15 protein-coding genes are annotated in these 20,654 nt (G+C 67.0%); 8 read left to right on the forward strand and 7 right to left on the reverse strand.

Annotation, left to right across the window (positions count from 1 at the left end; translation table 11 throughout):
- Nucleotides 1-159: 159 nt before the first annotated feature.
- A complete protein-coding gene (locus IEZ17_RS39245; RefSeq protein WP_189308420.1) occupies nucleotides 160-1,011 on the reverse strand; it encodes a hypothetical protein in 852 nt (283 codons plus the stop codon).
- A 768-nt stretch (nucleotides 1,012-1,779) separates the two neighbouring features.
- On the opposite strand from IEZ17_RS39245, the gene IEZ17_RS43510 reads away from it, so the two are divergent.
- The 3 genes from IEZ17_RS43510 (at nucleotide 1,780) to IEZ17_RS39260 (ending at nucleotide 4,432) form a co-directional block, all read left to right on the forward strand.
- A complete protein-coding gene (locus tag IEZ17_RS43510) occupies nucleotides 1,780-2,082 on the forward strand; it encodes a hypothetical protein (protein ID WP_229853066.1) in 303 nt (100 codons plus the stop codon).
- Nucleotides 2,083-2,511: 429 nt separating this feature from the next.
- On the forward strand, nucleotides 2,512-3,573 hold the full coding sequence (locus tag IEZ17_RS39255) for an endonuclease domain-containing protein (RefSeq protein WP_189308421.1): 1,062 nt from the start codon (nucleotides 2,512-2,514) through the stop codon (nucleotides 3,571-3,573).
- 271 nt (nucleotides 3,574-3,844) lie between these two features.
- Nucleotides 3,845-4,432, forward strand: coding sequence for a hypothetical protein (locus IEZ17_RS39260; protein WP_189308422.1), 588 nt, complete (start codon nucleotides 3,845-3,847; stop codon nucleotides 4,430-4,432).
- Nucleotides 4,433-4,739: 307 nt separating this feature from the next.
- Here the strand turns inward: IEZ17_RS39260 and IEZ17_RS39265 are convergent, their stop codons facing one another.
- The gene (locus IEZ17_RS39265) at nucleotides 4,740-6,155 is read right to left on the reverse strand and encodes a restriction system modified-DNA reader domain-containing protein (protein WP_189308423.1); all 1,416 of its coding nucleotides are present in this window, start codon (nucleotides 6,153-6,155) and stop codon (nucleotides 4,740-4,742) included.
- Nucleotides 6,156-7,021: 866 nt separating this feature from the next.
- On the opposite strand from IEZ17_RS39265, the gene IEZ17_RS39270 reads away from it, so the two are divergent.
- Both IEZ17_RS39270 and IEZ17_RS39275 read left to right on the forward strand, forming a co-directional pair.
- Nucleotides 7,022-7,318 carry a hypothetical protein gene (locus tag IEZ17_RS39270; protein ID WP_189308424.1) on the forward strand — a complete coding sequence of 99 codons (297 nt, stop codon included), beginning with the start codon at nucleotides 7,022-7,024 and terminating at the stop codon, nucleotides 7,316-7,318.
- Between the two features lie 10 nt (nucleotides 7,319-7,328).
- Nucleotides 7,329-8,021, forward strand: coding sequence for a helix-turn-helix domain-containing protein (locus tag IEZ17_RS39275; RefSeq protein ID WP_189308425.1), 693 nt, complete (start codon nucleotides 7,329-7,331; stop codon nucleotides 8,019-8,021).
- 283 nt (nucleotides 8,022-8,304) lie between these two features.
- Here IEZ17_RS39275 and IEZ17_RS39280 read toward each other — a convergent pair whose 3' ends face one another.
- The gene (locus tag IEZ17_RS39280) at nucleotides 8,305-9,420 is read right to left on the reverse strand and encodes a TniQ family protein (RefSeq protein ID WP_308427751.1); all 1,116 of its coding nucleotides are present in this window, start codon (nucleotides 9,418-9,420) and stop codon (nucleotides 8,305-8,307) included.
- Nucleotides 9,421-9,574: 154 nt separating this feature from the next.
- On the opposite strand from IEZ17_RS39280, the gene IEZ17_RS39285 reads away from it, so the two are divergent.
- On the forward strand, nucleotides 9,575-11,941 hold the full coding sequence (locus IEZ17_RS39285) for a DEAD/DEAH box helicase (RefSeq protein ID WP_189308427.1): 2,367 nt from the start codon (nucleotides 9,575-9,577) through the stop codon (nucleotides 11,939-11,941).
- 62 nt (nucleotides 11,942-12,003) lie between these two features.
- Here IEZ17_RS39285 and IEZ17_RS39290 read toward each other — a convergent pair whose 3' ends face one another.
- The 3 genes from IEZ17_RS39290 to IEZ17_RS39300 all read right to left on the reverse strand — a co-directional run bounded on the left by IEZ17_RS39290 (nucleotide 12,004) and on the right by IEZ17_RS39300 (nucleotide 16,293).
- A complete protein-coding gene (locus IEZ17_RS39290; protein WP_189308428.1) occupies nucleotides 12,004-13,047 on the reverse strand; it encodes an AAA family ATPase in 1,044 nt (347 codons plus the stop codon).
- 1 nt (nucleotide 13,048) lies between these two features.
- Nucleotides 13,049-15,367, reverse strand: a complete 2,319-nt coding sequence (locus IEZ17_RS39295) for a DDE-type integrase/transposase/recombinase (RefSeq protein ID WP_189308429.1) — start codon at nucleotides 15,365-15,367, stop codon at nucleotides 13,049-13,051.
- Nucleotides 15,368-15,432: 65 nt separating this feature from the next.
- Nucleotides 15,433-16,293, reverse strand: a complete 861-nt coding sequence (locus tag IEZ17_RS39300; protein WP_189308430.1) for a TnsA-like heteromeric transposase endonuclease subunit — start codon at nucleotides 16,291-16,293, stop codon at nucleotides 15,433-15,435.
- Nucleotides 16,294-16,384: 91 nt separating this feature from the next.
- Here IEZ17_RS39300 and tap point away from each other — a divergent pair, with 91 nt between their 5' ends.
- Entirely contained in the window at nucleotides 16,385-18,418 is a 2,034-nt protein-coding gene (gene tap, locus IEZ17_RS39305) for a telomere-associated protein Tap (RefSeq protein ID WP_189308431.1), read from the forward strand.
- Between the two features lie 64 nt (nucleotides 18,419-18,482).
- Here tap and IEZ17_RS39310 read toward each other — a convergent pair whose 3' ends face one another.
- A complete protein-coding gene (locus IEZ17_RS39310) occupies nucleotides 18,483-19,556 on the reverse strand; it encodes a TniQ family protein (protein WP_189308432.1) in 1,074 nt (357 codons plus the stop codon).
- Between the two features lie 73 nt (nucleotides 19,557-19,629).
- Between IEZ17_RS39310 and tpg the strand changes: the two genes are divergently transcribed.
- Nucleotides 19,630-20,208 (forward strand): telomere-protecting terminal protein Tpg, encoded by a 579-nt coding sequence (gene tpg / locus IEZ17_RS39315; protein ID WP_189308433.1) that lies wholly within the window; start codon nucleotides 19,630-19,632, stop codon nucleotides 20,206-20,208.
- The last annotated feature ends 446 nt before the right edge of the window (nucleotides 20,209-20,654 follow it).

A 20,654-nucleotide genomic window follows, 5' to 3' on the forward strand; every position in this document is an offset into this window, starting at 1 on the left:
TATCTCTGCCATCGAACTTCCTCATAGCGGACATCTCCACACTACGAGGGGAGGCACAGGGGTGCCTGTAACGGGCACCCCCTCATGGTCCGGATCAGGCATGCGAATCGGTGATCTGCTGCAGGAAGCGGTGTTGCGCTCAGCAGGCCGGCCTTGTGTTCACCAGGACAGCAGGGCGCAGCCGTTGCCGCCGGATCCGCCCGCGCCGCCGAAGCTGCCTCCTGAGCCACTCCTTTGGCCGTCGGTGCCGCCGGAGGCGCCCTTGCCGCCGGCGCCGCTGGCGCCTCCGCCACCCCCACCGCCTCCAAAGCCAGTGCACTGCGCGGGGACGGGCGGAGCGTAGGGGTTGCCAGGGCTGACACCGGCGCCGCCTTGGTTGACGCCGCTGTGACCAGCACCGTCACCACCCCGATCGCCCGGGGCCCCGCTACCGCTCTTGCCCCTGCAATTAGCCCCGTGTACGTCGACGCCCAGACCACTTCCGCCGGCGCCGCCGTGGGTAACACCGTCGCTGGAGCTCTGTCCGGCGCCGCCGCCGCCTCCGCCGCTGTAACCTTCGCCGCCCTTGCCCGCCACACCCCTCGTACCAGGGCTGCCGGGGCTGCTGCCGCCGCCCGCGCCCCCTCCCGTACCGGTCTGATCGCCGACGCCGGGGGCGCCGCCTCCGCCGCCGCCCGAGCCACCGGCACCTACCATGACGGTCAGCGACTTGATGCTGGACACATCGATCACGCAGCTGTACACGTAGCCTCCGCTGCCGCCCCCGCCGCCGGCCCCGCCGGTGCCTCCCCCGATGGCGGTGGAACCATTGGCGCCGGTCTGCCCCCAGCCTCCGGCCCCGCCGCCGCCACCACCGGCGCCGACGAGGTTGACGGTGACCTCGGTGACGCCCTGCGGGATGGTGCAGGTGTAGGTGCCAGGGGTGGTGTAGGTCTTGGCGCAGTCAGCGGCGTACGCCGGGGTCTGCCCCAGGGGCACCAGCAGTGCACCGGCCATCGCGATGGTTGCCACGGCTGAGACGACCGGACGGGCAAATCTCGTGCCGCCGGGGATGTCAGGGATTGGTGTCGCATGCTGAGGCGCCATGATCTCTCTCCTGGGGTCGGTGATGTTGTCGTGCGGTGCCGGAAACCGCTGGTCCGGCCCGGACGGCCGGTGCTCGCGGCGCCGAGCCCGCCACCAGGGCGGGGTCCTGCAGGCGGGGGACAGCAAGTTGGTGCAGAGAAAGCGAGGCCCACCTCACCTGGACCATGAGGCCGTGGTCGGCCGCAGACGCCGGATGGGATGGGACAAGGGAAGCCTCCTGGATGCAAGAGGGAGGACTGGCTCATGGGAGACGGTCAGGACCGGTGCAGGCTCCCCTGCCTCAAATGCGAAAAACGGCTCACCGGCTCAACCACTCTCGCGAGTGGTCGGTTTCCGGCCACAGCTCCCGTTGGATCCATGCGGTGCCGCTGCCGGGCTCGTGGATACAGGCCATGCCCAGGGCGGGTTCCAGGCCATCGACGTGGGCGCGGGTGGTGCGGCCAGTTGAGGTGCCCAGGGGAACCGCAGGTCGAAGTAGGCGTCGCCCTCCAGCACGGGGCCGATGTTCTTGCGGGTGGCGACACGCCGCCACCTATCGCGCTCGGCTCGCCAACTATCGCGCTAATCCGCCAACTGAAGCGCTCAGTAACACGTATTCACGGGCCGCCGCAGAAGCGCTCTGGCGGCGGCCCGCCCTGATTCCGCACCCGATTGCGAGGCCGACGATGACCACGCCCTGGCCGCCCCGGCGCGGTGCCCGCCGCCCGCTCGCCCCGCGAGCCGGTCGACCCCGCCCGCATAGGCCGCCGTGTCGTACGGCGCCGGGCGAAGGGCATGGACGCCGGCGCCGTTGCAGCGGCCCTCGAGGACGCCCGGTTCGACGCCCGGCAGGACTCCCGGCACGAGCACCTGGCCGACGACGTCCGCGGCCGGGCGGAGCTCGCGGAGTGGGAGCGCATCGCCCAGCTGCTCGCCGCCGCCGCGCCGGGCACCGTCTACGACCCGGACACCGACGACGTCGCCTGTCGCTTACCTATGGAGTTGCCACATCAGTAGATCTCTGACCTGGGGTGCGGTAGTTGTATTGGCAGAAATGAGGTGCCCATCTGAACTGTGGCTATGTGCCTGCTTCTGACTTGATCATGCCGCTGATCAGGGATGCGGTAGTTCAATCGGGAGATGTTGCAACTCCATCGGTAAGTTCTTTGAGTTTAGGGATTGATCGAGTTCGGCCGTCTGGCATGTACATGGCGTGCACCTAGAGGTGGGGCGAGGTGCGAGCCTGCAACTCGAGGCGGCTGCCGGGTTCATCGCCAGGCCTCAGCGCCCTGAGGCACTTTCCCCACTGTCGGTGGCGGGTGTCATGCTGGCCGGGTGCTCACTCGAAAGACAGCGGTGTCGTACTTGGCCGACGTGACACGTACCTGCCCGATCCCCCTGGCTCCCGAGCGGTTCCGGCGCAAAGACCGGGCTCCGCATGATTTCGTGTTCTTCGGGCACGTACCGGTGCGCTCCTACAAGCACGCTGGCCAGTGGCAGTTCATGCCGAAGGATGTGCTGCGCGCGGGGCGCACCGTGGCGGAACTGCCTTGGGACCCCGAAGACCTCGTGTGTCTGGAGCCTGCCGAGCAAGAGGCATGGAGTCCGGACGGCTTCACGCGCACCGGCTGGCGCACCGAGATCCGGCGCGTCATCGACGGCGCGGGAGCGGGCAGCGGCTGCTGCTGTCACCCGCCGCAGGCAGCAGCCGCACAACAGCCCTGTCATACCGCTCCCGACTGCCTGCTCCGGCAGTACCAGGACTACACCATCGCGTGCACGCTGCCCGTACGCGCCCTCATGCGGGCGGGCGAGAGCTGGATGATCCCCCGCACCCTCGCCTTCATCCTTGACCAGCGAGACGAGGTCGAGACCAGGTTCCACGCCGCTCGCCAGCCGTGCGACGGCTGCGGAGCCCTCAGCCCCGACGGCAGCTGGCGCACCCCGACCGCCACCGGCTGGAAGATCATCTGCCCAGCTTGCGCGGCCGCGAGCCTGCGCCGCTACCGCCGCGAACTGCAGGGCGCTGCCTACGCCTGTGTGCGTGAACACGGCCCCAGCCCAGCCAACTTCCTGTGCGCGGTGTGCGAGACGGCCCGCCCCGCCACCGACTGGGACCACTGCCACGCCCACGGCCTGATCCGCGGCCCTCTGTGCGTCAGCTGCAACACGATGGAAGGGCAGGGCAAGGAGTTCCTGGCCCGGCCGGGCAGCGTGCAGTACCTGCTGCACTGTGACGGCTGCCGCGCCCAGCGCAGTCTTCCGCCCCACCACAGGCTTGCCGCCCTACGCCGCCACCTGCACCTGACCCGGGGCGCCCAGGGCTGCGACTGGCCCATGCACATGCACGTGACCCTTGAGGAAGCCGACGGTGGTTACGACTTCACCGTCCACTGCTCCGGTTCGGAGCACAGGGCCCGCGCCGTGCGCAGCGTGCGGCTCACGCACGAAGAAGCCGAACATGTCCTGTCCCACACCGTCGAAGAAGGACTCACGCAGGAGGCCTAGCAAGAAGCCGGGCAGCAGGTGACCGCCTGCCTCCGGTGGCGGCCACCGCCTCACGCCGCACCCCGACACATCAGGAGCCGACAACTCATGCACACCGGCATGAGCAGGACACTTTGACACCCTCTCAGGATCGTCGGCCTGCCGGGAAAGAGGCAGCCCCATGTCATCCGGGGCAGCACCTGTCGCCTACGGTGGTTGCGCTGGGGCTGCGCCGGCCGGAGGACTGCTGCAACAAGGGCGCAGCCGAGTCCTGCCGAAGCGGAGAAGTACCGTGCCCAACGATGTGGCCGTTATGCCGATATCCCCCGAGGAGCGCTTCAGCCGCCTCGACCCATCGCAGGACCGAACCGGCGGCGAGCTGCTGGCTCTGGAGTTCGACTGCTGGGCTGAAGGAACCATTCCCCCCTTCACGACGGCCATCGGCATGAAGGTCCGTTTGCGCTATGCCACCTGGGGCGCATGCGAGTTCGCCTGGTTGAAGGCGGCAGGACTCGACGTATCCAGCGCCACGGTCGACGGCTGGAAGAGGGGCACCCGTCTTCCTGACAGCACCGAGCTCAAGAAGATCAACGATGCGTTCTGGCTGCGCCGGCGTGCCGATCTGGCTCCCGTTTTCAAGGACTGGCTATGCGGCCGCGGTCGTGGCCGGCACATAGAGATCTGGCCGTGCGAGGGCCGTGATCTGCCGATGGAGGAGATCTGGGTCCAGCGCCGGTGGCGAAGCATCGTGGATGCCTGGAGCGAAAATGATCTTCAGAGGCTGGAGGGGGTATGGCGGAAGATGACGCGCGGTCTGGGAGTGTCCGCTGACGACTACGTCCACGTTTATCACGTGGCGTTCGGGGCTGGACTACGTTGACTCCCGCGCCGGTTGGTGCCCGGATCAGTGCGCGCGGGGGCGGCAGTCGGAGCCACTCTGCATGGGAGCCTGCCGCGCACTGATCTCCTCAGACGCTGGCGTGCTGGTCCGGGGCCGTGCTGGTACCGCACCGGGGCAACCCCGGTAGAGGTAAGGAGCTGCCCTGTCGTCGAGCGAGTGCTGATCCCGCCCGGTTTGCGGCAAGCCCTTGGCTGACCCGCTTCCAGCAGCGCCCGCGAGGGTGTGCTGGCCGCTGCGGCTGCTGCTCGATCGACGCTGTCCGCTCGCGCGAGCCCCGGTGGCAGGGTCAGCAGTCGGCGTACTGCCGGAGTATGGCGATGACACCGCGGATCTTGGCCTCGGCATTGTGTGGGAGTGGGTCGGGGTTGAAGTGCATTAGATCGTTGCGGATTTTGCGGATCTCTTCGAGGCGCTTGGCGAAGGCCCCGCGATCCAGTGGCCAGCCCAGCTCCTCCCACCGCTCCCGGTTGCCCAGTACGCTCAGGTAGTCGCCGAAGGTGAGCTGGTCGAACGAGGTAAGGCGGCGGGAGCCGTCGCGGTCGCACACGGCCGTGACGTCGGGCAGGTCGAAACGGTCGGCGATGACGGCACGCAGGCGTCGGTCAAGTTCTCCGATGAGCAGGAACGGGGTGGCTTGCGTGCCATAGGCGAGAGCGACATCGGCCACGGTCAGAATGCCGATCTCCCCTCGGGCACCGCGCACGAGGAGGAAGTCGGTGTCGGCCAGGACGGGCAGGACATCGACGAGATCGTGGTCGAAGCGGACCTCTCGGGCGTCGACCACCGCGTCGGTTAGCGTGCAGTCGGCATTACGGTGACGGGCTTGGGCGATCGACTTCCATGTCACCGCCCCCTTCAACTGCCGGCCCGCCATGACGGGTAGTTGGGAGAAGTCGTTCAGCAGTAGCAGGGTCACCGCGTTCTCGAGCGTCGAGTGAGGGCTGATGCTCACCACTTCACCCATGGCAGAGGCGATCGTGCCCACGGTCGGCCCCGGCTCCCTCACTGGCCGCTCCTCCCCACCGTCCAGATCGTCCCGGGCCGAGGCAGCATCGCCGGGTTCTTCCTCGGCCGGCTCGCGCTGCAGCTGCACGGCGGTATCAAGGCTGACCTGTGTGAAGGGCGGTACGGTGACCAGGCCGTGGTTGGCCAGGGCGGTCTCGATCTTCTCTGTCACCACGCCGCGGCCGTACTCGCCCCACCATCCCAGCAGCTCGCGCACGGGTAGTGTCTGCGGACTGCCTTCGGCCGCTGCCTGCCGAGCGGCACGTAGGCGCAGGTGCCGCTCCTTCTCGTTCAGGACTGCTGCGGTTGGCCCGTCGTCGGCGGTCTCGTCCTCGGGCGGGTTTGGTGCAGTCTCCTCCATGGCCTGGTCGAGGAGTTGCTGACGCACGGCGTCGAGGTCTTGTCCGTCGTCGAGCTGCCAGGCGGTCCAGCCATCGAAGCTGCCGTACCCGACAGCAGCACGCGCGGCGCTGGAGGGGGAGCGGTAGATTTGCCCGCTCGGCAGGAGCCGGATCGCGCCACCCTGCTCGTGTGTCACCTCTGCCTGGTGCAGCTTGCCCTTCTTCTTCCGCGCGAACTTCAGGGGCTGCCGATTGGTGAGCAGCCCGGCGGCCAGCAGGTCCGCGATCCGCACCCGCCGACCGTCCAGCAGGTACGGGTGTGCGGAGGGCCGGGGACTTTCTGCAGCCTCGTTCATCGCCCGCCTGTCTCGTCCCTCGCGTGTATATCTGATTGTCGATCCTGCTTCGACAGAGGGATCTTAATCGAGGGCGCAGGCGCGGTAGGGCTGGGGACGTGCCGACGAGCGGTGAAGGGGCCCATGCACTCGGTGCACACAGTGGCGACGGCTGCTCCGGTCTGCCGGCCGTGGACCACGGGGCGTTGCGGGCTGCGGTCTCCTCGGAGCCGACGGGAACCGCCATGCGCGGCTACTGGCGAGGAGCGGAGACAGGTGAAGCCGATGCCTGCCCGGGAAGGCACAGCGATCGGCTTCACGTGGGGCAAGCGCGCCAACACCTGCCCCGTTCCCTGTGCGTGCCGGTTGGAGCCAGTAGCAATCAGGGCTGGTCGCGACCTGCTTCAACAGACCGCGCCTCGTGATGACGAGTCTGCCTCGTACGAGGGATGCGTACGCACATTGGGCGGCGCGAAATTGAATCAAAGCAGGCCAGCGCCGTGTCCGCTGTTCCGTGCACCATGCCTGAAAAGTACTGAACAATATGGAATGTGATGATTTGCCTGTCGGTAACGCATGCTAGGACGCGGTGCAGCGATGTGACCTGCCATGAGAGGCGTCGTCTTGGCTTCGACGGGCACTCGGCGCGGAGTGCAACCTGCATGTCCAGGACGCTCGACGGCAAGAAGGCTACTTTGGTGCGTTGGTGAGCCAACCGCTTGACCGACTGTCATATCTTCCCTAGCGGCTGGGAAGCTTGCTGCAGCAGTCCATTCGTGTGTTGGGAGCGCCAACTCCCGCTGAACGCACGGCTGGACCACCGGTTGGAGCTGAGTAGCACCGTTCAGCGATCCTGCGATCGCTGAACGGTGATTAGGGAGACCTTCATGGGCGTCAAGCCCCCCGCCGCGGCGAGCGCCGTGGTCACCGAGCCGGCATCGTCCGGCAGCGATACCACCTCCGTGAGCGGCCGCTTCGGCACGCCGCATGCGTCTGTGATCATCGTTTGCATCGCTACCGCGGCGATTCTCACCCAGCGCGGCATGGACGTCCGCGACGTCCTGGTCCTCCTCGCGGGCGCCGGCAGCATCGGTGCTGCAGTCGTCGCGCTGGTGGTGACCGACGGCCCCCGCGGCGGCCGGATCGGCCGTTTCCTGCGTGCCTACTTCAACTCGGGGAACTGAGGTGACAGGCATGGGACGCCCTGAGAACCCCGTGGACCGCACCGTGCCTGCCCGCGCGGAACTCGCGGACTTCCTGCGGGCCCGCAAGACCGCAGTCGGACTGACCCATGAGCAGATGGCCGACCACGTGCTCGGTGCGCCGTCGAAGGCAACGTTCGAGCGCGCTGCCTCCGGTACTTCTGTCCCCTCCTGGACCACCGTCGAGGCGTTCGTCACGGTGACCATCACCAAGGAAGAGGAGTTCATCGGCAGCATCGACAGCGCCCTGACCTGTGCCCTGGAACTGTGGATCCGCGCGCGTCGGGCGACCCGGGCGCCGTATTACGTCCACAAAGCGCCCGACCCGGACCTCATCCAGAGCGTGGCGGACTTCAGCCGGGCACTGCGCGATCAGCACGTGTGGGCCGGCTACCCCAGCCCTGGTGAGATGGAACGGATGTCTGACCCCGGCGAATTGCCGAGCACCACCACCCGCCGCATCATCCAGGGACGCACCCTGCCAGCCAGTCCCCATCAGGCCATCGCCTTCCTGAAGGCCTGCCACGTAAACCTCTACGACCTTGAGCCGTGGATCAGTGCAGGGCGCCGGGCCTTTGAACACGACAAGCCCCACAATGTAGAGGCCTACGCCTGGTACAAGGCCCACGCCAGGTGGCGCCACCAGATCAGCATGGATACCCCCTTGCGGTCGCTAGCTGCTTAGTCAAGCTCCACCGCGACAAGGGCAACGCATACGATCACTTGCGGCGGTGATCGTGGCATCACGCCCTGGATCGTCCGCAAGCGCACCGACTTTACCCAACGGCTCGGCGGGCACCTCCACCGCTGGTTGCAGGCCGATTTGGCCCCGGTCAGCGGCGGGAGGCTGCGGGATTTACCAAGCCGCGCAACCTCCTCCATGCAGCCCTTGTCTCCTAGGCGGGAGGTGGCAACGGGTCGGTGTATAGGAGGCTGCCGTCTGCGTCACCTGGCTGTTGTCTATGGCATCAGGCGCGGCCAGCCACTGACCAAGTCTCCGTGTCGTCCGGATCGCGAGGTTCGTCGCCGAACCTCCAGGTCAGGCAGGTCAGTTGCTCCAGATGTGTATCGGCTGGAGCGTCCCGGTGTGGAAGTGGTACAGGCAGGCGCCGGGAGCGGCCCTGGCGGGGCAACTGCATGCCTTCGGCGAGCGGTGGTGCGCTGTGATGCCCCATCCACACTTCCACCGCCCAGAGCCCCAGTGCGACAGGGATCTTCCACTCCTGCAATTGGCGACCCACTTCGCTCAGCCATGCCGCATCGTGCCGGGGGCTCCACGTTCCGCGCATGCGACGGCGTTCACGGACCGCCATGGTGTTCGCGAGGTGCACTGCTTCCGGATAGCAGACCAGCGGCGCCACCCGCAGATCACTGCCCACCGGTCCGGTAAGCCGCGCACGACGCGCGCTCCAGACGGGGGGTGAGAGGGCCGGGATGTTCCACCACCCGGCAGCCAGGTGCAGCGCGTCCGCGAACAGCGCCCGGCCTCCACCTCCCAGGCGCCGCTCCAGCAGGACACGCTGCCGGTGAGCCTCGACCACCTCGGGCACGGCCCGCAGCGACAGCCAAGTGGCGCCTGCCTCACGCAGGTTGTCGAGCCAGCGTCCATGACGTGCACACACCCGCCATCGTGTCACCGACACCACATACACATCCGACGGCATCCGCTTGGACACGGCACACAACTCGCAGGCTCGCACCAGGAAGACCCCCTTCGCTTCCCACTGCGGCCACCTCCACACCGGCCCGGGACCGTCATCGAGCAGATGGTGCCCTTGCAGGCTCGGCAGAGCCCGCTGCAAGACCTCCGCAGTACGTCCGGTCATCACCGAAAGCCGTTCAAGCGCCTGCGCATTGAGGTAGACCTCGGTGAACTGGGGCTCCATCGCTTTCGCGCCGTCTCCGACCATGCCCAAGACCTCGTCCACCGGCATGCCATTGAGCCCGGCCAGGCGACCGACGAAGGAACCTGTTGACTCACCGGAGATGAGCCGAGCCTGCCGTGGCAAGGGCGCCGGAGACCTCCAGACTCGCCTGATACGTTGCTTCCCCGCTCCAGCCATCCCAACGCGCCCCTTCAGCATGTCTCCCGCAACGGCGGACCTGGCCACCTACTGGGCATTCCCGCAGCCACCAGCCATGGCAAGGACCTGAGCGGCCCGTAGCACCCGCCTAGAATTCAGGACTACGTCATGGTCAATCTCCGTGCGGCTGTTCTCAGATCTTAAGGACCCCCCCGTGACATACACACCGCCCACCCTGCGTCCGCACCAGGAAGAGGCAATCGACGCGACGGTAGGCGCCTTCGAAGCAGGGGAACGTCGCGCCACGGTGGTCTCTGCATGCGGAACAGGCAAGACGCACATAGCAACGGAAACAGCCCGCCGCTTGGCGGCTGTAGGCACTGTCCTGGTCGCTGTTCCCACCCTTGCCTTGTTGACCCAGACCATCCAGCGCTGGCGCCAAGCCGGCCGCCCAGGAGTGGCGTTGGGCGTCTCCTCACTGAGCCAACGTCGCAGCGGCCTCACCTCCAGCCAGGCAATCATGACCAACGACCCGGCCTGCATAGCCCAGACCGTGAACAACTCCTCAGGCCCGGTCACCGTCTTCGTCACCTACGGCTCACTGCACGTCGTCAACCAAGCTCACCACGCACACGCCATGGCGCCCTGGGACCTGATGGTCATCGACGAGGCACACCGCACCTGCATGCGTGTGGGCCGAGGCTGGGGCGCTGTCCACCAAGACGACGCACTGCCCGCCAAACTGCGCCTCTACATGACGGCGACCCCGCGCATCTGGAGAACCCCCTCGCCCCCGAACGGGCTGGCCTCGCTGTTCGAAGCGACGCCCGACGCCACCATGGACCGCGTCGACATCTTCGGCCCCGTCGTCTACCGCCTGGGTCTATCCGACGCCATCGAACGGGGCATCCTGGCCGACTACCGAGTGGTCATGCCCGTCATCGAAGACCAGGACCTGCGCGGCATCCTCACCTCCAGCCCGGCCGACAGCGCCCACCACAACGGTCTGCGCGCCGCCGCCCTCCACATCGCTGTCCTGCGTGCCATCAGCGACCACGAACTGCGGCGGGTGCTGGTCTTCCACAACCGGATCGACGCCGCTCACGCCTTCGCCGCCGCCCTTCCCCGCACCGCAAGCGAAGCCGAAGGCCCCCTGCACATGCCCGGCCTGTGGTCGAAAGCCATCGACAGTCGGCAGAAGACGGCCTACCGCCGCGATCTGCTGCAGGCCTTTGCCGAGACCGACCGCCGTGCCGTCCTGAGCAACGTCCGCGTCCTCAACGAAGGCGTTGACATCCCCGCCATCGACGCCGTCGTCTTCGCCGCCGCCCGCAAAAGCGTCATCGACGCCATCCAGGCCATCGGCCGCGCCCTGCGGCAGGAACCCGGAGCCGGCAAGAAAGCCACCCTCGTCATCCCCGTCTACCTCCCCGACGGAGCCAGCGCCCACGACGTATTACGCACCTCCAGCTTCGGCGGCCTGTGGCAGATCCTGCAGGCCCTGCGCGCCCACGACGACACGTTCCTCGACCGGGTCGCCATGCCCCACTCCAGCGGCCCCTCCGGCCTGCCCGCCCGGGCCGTGCACTACAACCTGCCCGAACGCGCCCTGGAGATAGCCCTCGCGCTCGGCCTGGAAGTCACCCTGCCCCCCACCGGTGACTGGGACGAAGCCCTGGCCAGCGCCACCGGCTACCAGCAGCAGTACGGGCACCTCGACGTCCCCGCCGACTACCACGCCCCGGACGGCTTCGCGCTGGGGGAGTGGATCAGCAACCAGCGCCTGAGGCACATCGCAGACCGCCTCGACGACGTACACCGCACCGCTCTCGACGCCCTCGGAATGCTCTGGAGCGCCCCGGACAACGACTTCAACCGCATGGCAGGCCACGCCCGGGCCTGGGCCGAGCAACACGGCCACCTGGCCGCCTCCCAGCACGCCACGCAGGCCGGTCACCCCATCGGCCGCTGGATCAGTGAGTGCCGCAGGAAAGCCAATGCCGGACGGCTCCCAGCCGCCCACAATGAAGCCCTGCATGACATCGACCCGTGGTGGAATCCCCCCTTCCCCGTCACCTGGCGGCGAACGTACGCCGCTGCCAAGGCGCACATCGAAGCCCACGGAACCGGCCACATCCCCAACTCCTACAAAGCCGCCGACGGCACTCCGCTCGGACAATGGCTCAGCCGGCAACGCAACCACTTCACCACGCTGCACCCGGCCCAGGCACAGCTACTGCTGGACCTCCACCTCGCGCCCTACGTCGACAGCCTCTACCACGGCGAGATCGGTACCGCACGGCGCGACGAGATCCGCACCTACCTCCAAGCTGCGGCCAACTACCTCGCCCGCGAAGGCAACCTCCGCGTCCCCCGCACACACCACGAAGCAAGCTGGGGGAACAACAGCGTCGACCTCGGCGCATGGATCCATCGAGTCCGTAAAACACCCGAGAAACTGACCGAGGAAGAACGCACCGCCCTAGAGGGCCTCCACATGGTGTGGGACCCCCTGCTGGGACGGAACGGAAAACCTTCCCCGATCGCCCCCGAGCATGACGAGGAAGCACCAGCCGGGTAGTTCAGCCCCTCCCACCCACGATGATGCCCATCCGCCCACAGCAACGCCCGCCTGCGAAAACTTCAGATGGCGATCACCCGGCCAACCGTGAGGGTCTCAAGCAGCTCTTCGGTGATGCGTTCCTGCTTGGTCAGCATCGCCTGCTGCGCGGCCTGACAGATCAACTGCGACACTGCACGCAGATAGCCTTTGCTGCGCACATGCAGGATCGGCGACAACTTGGTCAAGTCTCCCTGTTTGTGGTGGAAGAGCCGCAAGTCCTTGTCGAACTCGTTCACGATCCTCCGAAAGCGGTCCTTGCCGCTCTGGTCATACCCCAGGCGGCTGGTCACCAGCACCGGATGGTCGCCCCACGGATCCTCGTCCCTCTCCAGCGCCGTCTCCCGGTCGCGGGTCATCGGGTCCACGATGGAGCGGCTGCCCCGGCCGCAGTACACGAACGTGGCGCCGGTCTCGTCACTGATGTGCTCAAGAAAGGCGAACGACTGCTGCACATCGGAGCCGGGCTGCAACCGCTCGATGCCATCGATGAGAACCAGCTTGGTTCCCGAATGCCGCATCACATGACAGATGGACCGCGTCGGATCACTGCCACCATCCCGCTCCAGCCCCAGGAAGTAGGCGAACGCAGAAGCCCAGTTGCGATTACCGCCGCGCCCCTGAGCGGGCACACTCAACGCGATCACCGGGATACGGTTCTCGTCCACCTCGTACAGCTCGTTCATGCGCTGTTCGTAGTGGCGGCCGAGGTACTGCATGAGCGTGGTCTTACCGGTGTTGCGGGGACCTTCGATGATGACCCCGATCCGGCCCGTCGAGCGTTTGGCGTTGGCCTGCAACTGCGTCCTGACCACCTTCAGCGCCGTGTTGATGGCCGGGGTACGCACCGGGCGCATGCTGCCGTGGAACAGGAACCGCGGGTCATCCGCAGCCAGTTCGATGTCAAGCGGGGCACAGTCGGCCAGCTCGGGCGGATCGATGACCCTGTTGACCGCAGCACGCCAGTTGGTCAGCGTGTCACGCCATTCCGGCTGTGGAGGCCTGCGACGTACCGGCCCGTCGACGATGCCGCGGACCGTGACGTCGTCGATGCGATGGCTCTTCATCTCATTCCTCCAGGCGCTGTTCGATCGAGCGAAGCACGTCGTCGGGCTGCAGACCGGCCGCCGCATCGGGCGGTTCGTCGTCGGCTTCGGTCTCCCCGAGCGGAGGCAGGTCATCGAAGTACGAGTCCTTGAACGAGTCCATCGCCTCCTGACTCCACATCGGGCCGCCACCGATAGAGGCGGGGGAGAGGAACAGGGGATCGTCGCCCGCATTGCGCCGTGACAGGTCGGCCGGCCCGGGCAGCGCATACATGCCTGTGTCACCCAGATCGAGCACTCCGCCGCCGGAGTTCCCGTACGGGTCGAACGCACGGGGATCGGCCGCAGACGGCAGTGTGGGCCCCCAACCGTCCGGAAGCAGGGCTGCTTCGGAGGCATCGGGTCCGCTGCCGGCACGCTCGAGCAAGTCGGCCAACGCCTGCGCGACCGCCATGTCGTCGTCCTTGCGGCCGCCGCGCTGGACGTGCTCCGCTGTCGCGATGTCCCACAAGTACTGGGTCCAGGGCGCCCCGATCAGATGCTGGTGACGGAAGGTAGCTTCCACCCAGCGTCCCTTCTCATGGTCGTAGAGCCACACATGTTCCGGCGCGTAGGGGTTGTAACGCAGCTCCCAGCCGCCCCGCCGCTTGCCTCCCAGTCCCGACCTGCGGCGCCGGTACTCGTTGAGCTCGCCCTTGGCGTTCTCATACACCCGGTTTTTGAACCGTATGCCCTCGTCGGTGACACCGACCCATGCCGTCGGCAGCAGCCGCAGGTAGTCCTCCCTGCTCAGCGGAACGGGCAGATAGCCGGTGACCTGCACACAGGCGGCATACATCTGATTGGGACTCAACGGCGGCAGGTTCGCGTCATAGGGGTTGCGCAGTTCGTCATGCGAACGGTTCTGCCACCCCAGCGCGATCCACTGCTGGAGGAGGTCGTCGAGCTGGGCGAGGTTGAACAACACCTCGCCGTCCATGGTGCGGGCGCGGTGGCTGATGTCGTTGCCGGTGTAGGTGTTGACGTACTGGCTGAACAGCGACTTGATCGCCCCGAAAGTGCGCTCCACGATGGCCTTGTCGGTCGGGGTACGGCGCCGGGCCGGACGCACCGAGATCCCCAGGTAGTTGCAGGCGTCGAAGAACGCCTGCCCGGCGAACACCGCCCCGTGATCGATGACAATCAGGTCCGGCACGATGACCGGCCGAGCGGCCGCCTGAGCCATCCGCGGATCCGCCTCCAGCAACTGCTCATAGGGCAGATCTGAAGCACTGGCATGGACCTGCGAGGAGAAGCCCGCACGCATCGGGGCCGGCACCAGCCCCTGAGCCAGCAACAACGACGCATCGACCGCTTTGGTGGCCCGGGCTCCGCTACGACTCGAAGAGATCAGGGCCAGCCGCTGCTGCTTCTTGTTGCGCCGTCCACGGCTGGTCTTGGGCCGGATAACGGCAGCGATGATGCTCCGGGTCGCCACGTCCACCATCGCCGTCAGCTCCACCGATGTCGGCTGACCGTCATCCCCCAAGACCTTGACATCCAGGTCGGTGGAATCAATCTGCACCAACTCACCTGGCGCCACAGCGGTCGTCACACCGAACGGCGGGGCAGGCCTGTTGGCACGGTCCATGCGACGACGGGTAGCAGCGCTCAAGTCCCTTACCTTGATGCCCAGCCGGTCCAGCAGCTTGTACAGCGTAGTGTTCGGCGGAACCGCGACCGCTTCCCCGTAGAGGACCCGGACCTCGCGCCGCAACAGCACAAACACACCCGCCGCAGTGATCGCGGACTTACCCGACCGGCCCTCGACGACCGCCAGCAACGCATCCACCACACGCGGATCCGTACGCCCGTGCAGCGACGGCGTACGGGTGCGCCGCTTGTCCACCAGGCCCCACACACCGTCCCTCCGGTACAGCAGGCGCTTGCGCTGAACGGTGTGCCATGACACATCGAAGTCGAGCACCGCGTTCAGCTCAGCGGCCTTCGTCTTGTACCGCTCGATCAACGTGAACTGCTCCGTGTCATAACCCGGCCGCGATCGCGCATCCTCAGGCTGCCCTGGGAGCAGACCGGTCTCCACCTCGATGACGTGCCGCTCCCAGATCCGTGCCTCGCGCTCGGCATCAGGGCTGATGCCCTCCAACCGCGACCAATCCGGCAGATCCGCATGCGCCACGGGCTGACCAGCCGCATCCACAACCGCGAAATCATCGGCAGCAGCCAGGACAGGCAACGGAAGATGCACCAGCGGCAGACCGCTACCCGGCCGCGGAGAAAGCTCCACCGCAACACCATCGAGGCCGACCACGGTGTACGGCTCGCCACGCCAGCGCACCACGTCACCCCCGGCCAGCACCCCGCGGTGGGCGCGGACTTCCGCCGGCTGCCTGGCGTTCCGCCCTCTCACGACTGCCCCTCAATGACGAACGGACGCTGCAACTGCCCAGACACGTCGTTGCCACACCGCACCACTGAGGCAGGACCCAGCGCAACACTCCAGTCCACCGTCAACCCGCGCCGCCACAACAGGTGATAGAGACGCGGCAGCGCCAGAAGCCGCGGCACGCCAGCCACTTGTATGCCCTCCATCAGATACCGCGGCTCCGCGAAAGCCTCCACCAGAGCCTGCTCGATGGCACGATCCCCATTGCGCGGATGCCGATACCGCGAAACCCACCGCAGGTTGGCCAACGCAGTGGCGTGAGGTAGCCGGGGTGACCCCAGATCCCAGTCGGCTTCCTTGCACGCCTGCTGCAACACCTGGATCTGCCGCTGCCACCGGCTGCTGGGGCCAGACGCCGGGGGACAGGCCACCACCACCGTCCGGCCTGTAGTGGTGCGCACGAAGAAGTCCGGCACCATACGCCGAGTTCTGCCCCGCTCCGTCCACTCCAGCACTGCTGACCACGCGGTGAAGTCGACGACCTGGGGATTGAAATCCAACAGCATGGCCACCGACAACCGATCCAGCGACCGGCAGCCCACGAAGTCCCGCGTGGTCGACGACCACCACCAAGTGACGATGCTCCGCTGGGAAGGATGGCGCTGGGGAACCCACACAGCTTCCCGTGCCGTTAGCGGGAGGCCGGTCGCATCCGCGACCGGAACCTCAACCTTCCTGCCGCACGCGTCCCGATGGACGATCCGCAAATCCTTGTCCATCCGCTCCCCAGCGATCCCGTCCTCGTCGTTACCTGCTACTTCAGTCTTTCGTATACACAAGCAACCACTGGCGAAGCCAATGATAGTTGCGAGAGAAGGCACCCACCCCTCCCTCAACTTACTTCAGAAATAAACCACTTGAGGTGAGGTGCTGCACTGGCACCGCAGCCCTCGTTCTGGCAGATTCGCAAGCGTGCATGATGATCGTACCGATGAAGTGTTCGCCAACGTCGATGCTCTTCTCGCGCAAGCCGCCGCGCGTCTACCCGACGCTCACGAACGCCGCCGACTGCGCTTCACCACCGACCTGTCCCTGGAACAGATCGCCGCCGCCCTCTCCACCAGCGCAGACCTTGTCGAGGCGTGGGAAAACGGATTCATCGAACCGACAGGACGCGACCGCGCCGGCTACGCCCGACTGCTCGACGGACTACGCAGCCGCGAGCAGGCTCAAAACCAGGACGCCACGCCTCCCGGCGCTTCTTCCCCTCCAGCGGCACCTGTCGGTCCAACCAGAACCCGCACCGCCTCAACGATGCCGGACGTCACGCATGCCGTGGCCTCGCCGGCACGACAGACCCACGTCGGACAGCCACGCGATGGCTTCCCCGCCGGCCCCTTGGCCGTCCTCGCGGACACCGGAACCCTCACAGCCCACTTCGCCGACGGCGCCACGCGCACATGCCCCGCTGAAACCCTCACTGACGTCCTGCACTGGGCCCTTGCCGTAGGCCTTGGCCAGCCCGAACTCAACACCTACGGCCAACCCGCCGACCCACTCCTCGTACTGACCGAGTCCGCAGCCAACCGCCTCGGCCTCCCCGCAGATTTGAACGACCGAGCCCGTCTGCAACTGCCCGACCACCACCCCGTCCACGCCGACCTCAAACGCGACGGCTGGAAACTCCCCAGAAGCGGTTTCGGCCCTTGGGCCCGCATCTACCAAGATCCTGAGCCCAGGCGCCGCCGCTGCGTGCAACTGGCAGTCGTCCCCTGGGGAGCCCTAGCCGAAGGCGGATGGAACGCACCCGCCGATCTCACCCCCAGCTCCCTCGCCCGCTGGCTAGGCACCTATGCCAACCGCGTCCTGACCCCCTGCGGCTCCACCGCAGTCTGTGGCCAGCAGCTCATGACCGCCCTGCGGCCCCCCACTCGCCCCGTCCGCGGCAACGACGGCACATGGCAGCGTGGGAACAACCCCTCAGGACTGTGGAAGGCCCTCGACCCAGCCCCGCCCGAAGCCCACGACGCACATCCCCTCGCCCGAGGCCGCAACCCACGCGATGCGCTGGATGAAGAAGCCTGGGACTGGACCCGACCCCTCACCACCGAGGAGGAGGTCACCTACCCCTATGTCGTCGGCCTCGACATCAACTTCGCCTTCGCCGCTGCCGCCTCCAGCGCCGTCGTCGGCATGAACACCCCGCCCGAGCACGTCGCCCGGCCCGCCTTCGACGAAAAGATCCCCGGCTCCTGGTACTGCGACCTCAGCCACATCGAACTCGACCCCAAACTGCCCTCACCCTTCACCTCCAGCGGTCAGTCGCCCACCGGGCCCGCCTGGTACGCCACCCCCACCCTCGCCTACGCCGTAAAAGACCTCGGCGCAACGATCCAGCCCCTGGAGGCGTACCTGCGACGTAGTTCCGGCCGCTACTTCGACCCCTGGTACAAACGACTGCGCGACGCCTACCTCGCCACCATGAAGGATCTCGGGATCGTCCCCGAGATGGAGCCCGCCGACTTCCTGGCCGCCATGCGCGCCCTGCCCACCGCGGACCCGGCTGCTCTGGCCCTCCTGGCCGCGATCAAGGCGACCAGCAAGGGCGGGATCGGCAAGCTCCGCGAAGGACCACGAAGCCCCCAGCACACGCCCTTCGCATCCTGGCCCGCCCTGAAGACCCCCACCTGGCGCCCCGATCTGCGCGCCGCTGTCATCTCTCGTGCCCGAGTCAACATGCACCGCAAGATGACGAAAACCGCCGAGCACACCGGCCGATACCCCCTAGCAGTCCTCTCCGACTGCGCGCTTTACCCGGCTCACCAGCCCAGCGCTCTGGACGTCACCCCTCACGGCGCAGACGGCAAAGCAGTGCCGGGAACCTTCCGTCTGGGCGTCAACCCCGGCTACGCCAAAGAAGAAGGCACCCGCACCATCGACTGGTACCAGCAGCTGCTGGAAGACGGCGCCAACCCTGCCCGCTACGTGAAAGACGCCCGCACCTGACCGCAGGCCGGCGGGCCGCCACCGTCCGCCGGCTCACCGGAGACCTGAGTGAACGGATAAACCTTCACCAAGCAGCCGCGGCCTGCTCAGACACGCTCGTCATCGGCCCTCCCAGCCGCCACGGCAGACACGTCACCTGCTCCAACGGGCCGAAACGAGGCACGGTCGCATGAGGTTCCAACAGCCGCAGCGGAACGCTGCGATACCCGGCCGAAGGCGCCGGACCCGCCAACCGCTCCACCACAGGCACCGTATTGCGGTGTGCCATCAGCCATGCCTCCAAGGCCCGGTGCCCGCCCTCAGCCATCTCCTCCGGCATCCCCAGACGCTCACCGACCCACTCCACCCACCGGCCCGTCGTCCACCCTGCCGGACCACCCGCAAAGCTCCTGCCCAGCGCCCGCTGCCGCTCACGAACCGCCATCGCCTCAGCAACGACAACCGCCTCCGGATACACCACCATCGGCACCGCCCACAGCGCAGCACGAGTGACCCCCAGAGCATCCTGCCGACCCGCCCACACCGACCGAGACCCCATCTGCCGACACTGCCACCAGTAAATCGCCACCTGCAACGCATCCGCCATCAACACCCGCGCATACAGCCCCGTCTTACGTTCCAGACGCTGCCGGCGCACCTGCGCCTCCACCACCTCAGGCAGCTGCCCTACACCCACCTGGAATCTGCCTTCAGCCTCGCCTGTCCACCGACCATGACGCGTACACACCGTCCACGCATCCGAACACACCCGCCACACGGGCCGCTCCGCCCGCCCCGCCACACACAGCGCACACGCCTGCACCGGCAACTGCTCCTGTGGCCACGCCTCCACCCGCACCTGACGGCGCGCCTTCGCAGTGATGGCAGCCAGAGCCAGCGTCGGCAGCGCCTTCTCCAACTGCTCCAGCCGCCTGCCACTCACCTGGGCAAGACACTCCCGCGCCACCGGCCCCAGCCACACCTCCTGCAGCCTGGGATCGGCATCCTCCAGCTGCCGGGGCGCACCGACATGACGTGCTAGCACCCCGAACGTCCAGCCGTTCATCTCAGCCAATCGCCACAAGAACGAAGCGGTCGTCTCCTGGGCAATTAGCGCGGGCCGCCTCGGCAACGGTGGCAGGACGTGACTTCTCACCATGCTCCCATCCTCGCCGCACAATCAGCCTCTCGCGACAACTACCCACACCCACAGACCGCCAAGGAATCACGTCATGGCAATCACCCTCTACGCCAACACGGTTGAAGAGGCCCTCGACCGCGCCGACTCTCGCCACTGGACACGTCCCGCACCACGCTCCACCAGAGCCCGCCTCCATTTCCTCGCCCGGCAAAGGGACGGTGGCCTCCCCGCGCTCGCTGCCTACCTCGGCACCGGCGAAAACACTCTCAATCAGCTCCTGACCGGCCACCGCTTGCCCCCTGAAGACTCTCTGCACCAGGTGCTCGAACGGGAAGTCATCCGTCTGTGGCAGCCCCGCATCCGGCGCCGAGCACACCACACCATCCTTGACAACGGCGGCATGATGACCGTCTCCTTCCGCGCATGGTTCGGCTTCACCTCTGCCGCCGGTTCCACTGACGATCCCCGCCTGCGATTCCTCACCCTCAGCCTGCGCGACCCCTATCCCAAGCACCTCTTCGCCGCCCGCCACAGGCAAGCACCCGAAGACGAGCTCAACCGCATTCTCAGCGAAGCCTTGGCAGCCTGCTACTTCCAACGCAATGGTGTCCCGGCCGCACTTGAAGAAGTGACACTCAAGGAGATCGACTACCTGGAGTTCTACTACTGACACGATCAGCTGCATCACAGTGTTTCGGAGGCATGTGACTGAGTGCCCGAGTTGGCCAGTCAGCGTGAGAACTGGCCATTTGAGTTCTGGGAAAGTTCCAGCGTGTTGCCTCAGCCTGATGTCTGGATCCTAGCAACGATCGCCTGCTTCAGCACCGAAGAGTCCAAGGCTCCCCATTTTCCACCTCGACTCAGGGGAGCATCGACTCGCTCTGTTCAGTGGACGCTCGACGATCCCGCCGGGCAGGGCCTGGAAGCCGTCCTGGCTGGGTGTTGAGGGCGAGTGGTTGCGTCGGACGGGGACTGCCGTGGAGCTCAGGCTGCTCGGTGGCGGCCCTGGCGTGGCGGTCGCTGCTGCCCCGGCACCGAACGGCAGCGGCCGACCCAGGGGTCTGCTGCACGATCGGGTGACATCTGAACTGGCTTGCCCTGTGGGGCGGGTGGGAA

The organism is Streptomyces albospinus (assembly GCF_014648695.1).
Classification (GTDB): Bacteria; Actinomycetota; Actinomycetes; order Streptomycetales; family Streptomycetaceae; genus Streptomyces; species Streptomyces albospinus.